Annotated in this window: 3 protein-coding genes; all 3 read left to right on the forward strand. The window is 38.8% G+C overall.

The annotated features are described in order from the left end of the window. Nucleotides 1-262: 262 nt before the first annotated feature. The 3 genes from AC805_RS16235 to psaK all read left to right on the forward strand — a co-directional run bounded on the left by AC805_RS16235 (nucleotide 263) and on the right by psaK (nucleotide 3,277). Complete coding sequence (locus AC805_RS16235) at nucleotides 263-1,672, forward strand: AAA family ATPase (protein ID WP_055076385.1); 1,410 nt, start codon at nucleotides 263-265, stop codon at nucleotides 1,670-1,672. Continuing rightward, entirely contained in the window at nucleotides 1,669-2,640 is a 972-nt protein-coding gene (locus AC805_RS16240; protein WP_055076386.1) for a hypothetical protein, read from the forward strand. Before AC805_RS16235 ends, AC805_RS16240 begins: the two co-directional genes overlap by 4 nt. 364 nt (nucleotides 2,641-3,004) lie before the next feature. Further along, a complete protein-coding gene (gene psaK / locus AC805_RS16245; protein WP_055076387.1) occupies nucleotides 3,005-3,277 on the forward strand; it encodes a photosystem I reaction center subunit PsaK in 273 nt (90 codons plus the stop codon). The last annotated feature ends 111 nt before the right edge of the window (nucleotides 3,278-3,388 follow it).

A 3,388-nucleotide genomic window follows, 5' to 3' on the forward strand; every position in this document is an offset into this window, starting at 1 on the left:
GCTATAACACTTCAGTGAATTACAAAATTATCCCAGTGAGACTTTATAGCAATTCCAAAAATGGCGTTGCCATTTTTGGAATTGCTATAATACCAAAACACAAAATGGCGTAGCCATTTTGTGTTTTTAAAAACCTTACTGGGTTTGGTTTTCAATTTCCGAAAGTGTAGCCACACTTTTGGAAATTGGTATAAAACCCCAGAAAAAATTAAAGAGGATCACTTTTGATCTAAAATTATCAGAAAAGCATCATATTTAGATCGTGAGTTTTAATCCTAAGCTTTGTCGTAACGAAAGTGAAGTTGAAAGTAAATTAATTGTGCAGTATCTTTTGCCCATACTGGGTTACGATGCGAGTACGTGGCATCAGGAAGTTGCTCTAGGTAGTATTCGTCTAGATTTTTTAGCATTAATTTCCCCAATTATCCCCACTAGCTCCGACTCATTCCCCAAAGCATTCCCCAAAATATGCGTGGTAATGGAGGCAAAACATCCTAAACAAAACCTCAATTTTCATGTGCGTCGTCTTAGGCGTTATTTAAGCAATCTACAAGTTCTCTATGGAGTTTTAACTAATGGCAAAGATTTTCGGATTTATGAACTTGATGGCGATGGGATAAATCTAATTTTTCAATGTCAAGGCTTAGAAATAACTGATAAAATACCGAAAATCAAAGATATCATTGGTAGAGATAAATTAGCAGGACTAGAAACTAGTCAATCCCAATCATCGATTGATTTTCCGATTCCAATTAAGAATATAACTTTACCTTCGGAACCTATTTCACTCGTAACTTCAGAACCTATAACCATGAAAACGATCGCAATCTATCACAATAAAGGCGGTGTCGGTAAAACCACAACAACGATTAATCTAGCCGCAGCCATGAGTCGGAAAGGATTAAAGGTATTGATTATTGACCTTGATAGCCAAGCAAATACTACCTATGCGGCAGGGTTAATGAAGTTTGACAATGAAGACGATGATATGCTCAAAGATGGCAATGTTTACAATGTCATCCATTATCCCCGCTCCAATTACATTCCTGATATTGCCTTAAAAGGGAGTTTTACCTATCCTGCAGTAGATGTCATTCCCGCCCATATCAATTTGATCTGGCAAGAAAACACCCTTATCGATCAAGAGAGTTCTAAATTTCAATTGGTCAAGAAATTGGAACTTGTGAGGGATCAATACGATGTGGTTTTAATTGATACCCCCCCATCGCTCAATCTATACGCCAAAATCGCCCTAATCGCCTGTGACTATTTAATCATTCCTTCCGATCTAAAACCATTTGCGAATGAAGGTTTGCGTAATGTCCGAAACTTTATTCAAGAGATTGATGAATTTCGCAGTTATACCAACCGAAATGGAATCAAGGTGTTGGGGGTCTTGCCTTCTAAAATACTCACAAATGCTAATTATATTAAGGCAACACTTCCCAAACAGGAAAAGGTCATCGCAGAACGCTATGGATTTCCAGTTCTAGAAACTCGCATTTTTCAACGGGAAGATTTATCGCGAGCAGTTGATAATTTCATACTCGAAGGAGATATTCAAACTCCTGACCCCAAATCTATTTTCGACTTTAAGCCTGATTCCATATCGGCTGCTGAATTTGAAGAACTCGCCAATGAGGTTCTCAATAAGATAGGAATGCGCCCATGAGTCTTCTGACATCTTCGATCGATCTTGATATGATCGCACCACCATTAACTGAAGGTCAACTGCAATTTCCTGCCAGTCAGATCGATCGTCTCGCGCAGCTATTTTTAGAAGTCGGGGACACAGTTCGACCAATCATACTAAGGAGGATCTCACCTATTTCCTTTGAGATTTTGGAAGGCTATTGTGAATATTATGCAGCGATGAAAGCACAGGAAATAGACGATCAATTCACAGCCATTCGCGCCTATGTAGTTCCACCCGATCGCGAATTAGCGATTCTTAATCAGTACCAATTTCTGCGATCGCTATCCACTCCATCTGCTAACGAAAAGACAGATTCCTTACCAATTAACTCGAACGAAAGACAATCCGATTTAGACCAAATAGAACAAACAATAGAATTAGCCATAGAAAGAGCCATTGCCAATCGCTTAGACCAAAAAATCGCTGCCACTATTGAGCGCATAGTCGAAGAAAAAATTGGTTCGAGCTTTCAAGCCATGTCCAAGCAAATCACCAACCAGATATCACAACAGTTGGACATGCATTTATCGGAGATCAAGCGATCGCTATTATCAGCACCAGTTACTCCTTCAGTTACTCCTTCAGTCAATCAGATTACCGAACCTTCAGTACCTCCCATGGAGACTACTTTGAAAACTGTAACCAAGAAAAGTAAATCCACAGGAACGAATCAACCCAAGACTCGATCATCAGGATCATCTCCGACAAAATCCGCTATCAAGGAAAGCGACCCGAAAGTAATCGAAGTTCTTAGGGAATTGAATACGTTAAATTTTGGCGATTTAGAATATAAGCTATTAAAATCCAGAAGTAAAAAGTTTGCTAGACCGATTTACGAACTAAGGTTACAGCAACCCGATCAAAAATTCCAATCAATCCTCGATATCACCAAGGTTGAGGGAATTGCGGAAAAAACCATGCTGAAAATTATTGATGCATGGTAGCTGCATGATAATTACAGCACTTTTGTGAATTAAAAACCAAACCCAGTAAGGGTTTTCAACACACAAAATGGCGTAGCCTTGTGTTTTGGGATTACGTTGCTATACTTAGCAAAAACAGTTGTACCAATTCCCAAAATGGCGTTGCTATTTTTGAAATCTCAAAAGCTTACTGGATTTGTCTTTTAATTAACTGAAGTGTTAGCTCGCTTCAGTGAACTTCAGTTAATTGATATAAGAGAAGAACTGTAAACGATTGCTAAGTTTAATAAATTTAGCTTAAGAAGAATTTTTTGATGTCTGATTACCTCATAGGATTATTTTGATTAAAAAATTCTTATAAGTAATTAAACTTAAGCAAAAAAATATGACATACCTAGCTCTGAACTTATTAGCAGCCGTACCTACAACCCCAGTCTGGTCTCCCAGCGTAGCTCTGATTATGATTACCGCTAATGTATTTGCATTAGTTGTTGCTCGCTATGGTATCCAAGTCAAGGGTGTTGGCCCTAGCTTACCTGTAGAACTTCCAGGACTATTTGCAGGTTTTGGTTTGCCAGAATTACTCGCAGTTACTAGCTTTGGTCATGTTCTCGGAGCTGGTTTGATTTTAGGATTAGCCCAAGCAGGCTTGTTATAGCTGCCGCCAGTTTTGTAAAGAGAGTTGCCGCGCTCTGCGCGGCAACTCTCTTTGGGGTTTATTTCCTGATAATTGGCAGTCCTAAAAAGGAAAGAATTTATATGGTAAGGA

The sequence above is a fragment of the Pseudanabaena sp. 'Roaring Creek' genome, assembly GCF_001402795.1.
Classification (GTDB): domain Bacteria; phylum Cyanobacteriota; class Cyanobacteriia; order Pseudanabaenales; family Pseudanabaenaceae; genus Pseudanabaena.

Coding starts and splice junctions, on each gene's coding strand:
- AC805_RS16240 (WP_055076386.1), top strand. CDS start 1,669: ATGAGTCTTCTGACATCTTCGATCGATCTTGATATGATCGCACCACCA.
- psaK (WP_055076387.1), top strand. CDS start 3,005: ATGACATACCTAGCTCTGAACTTATTAGCAGCCGTACCTACAACCCCA.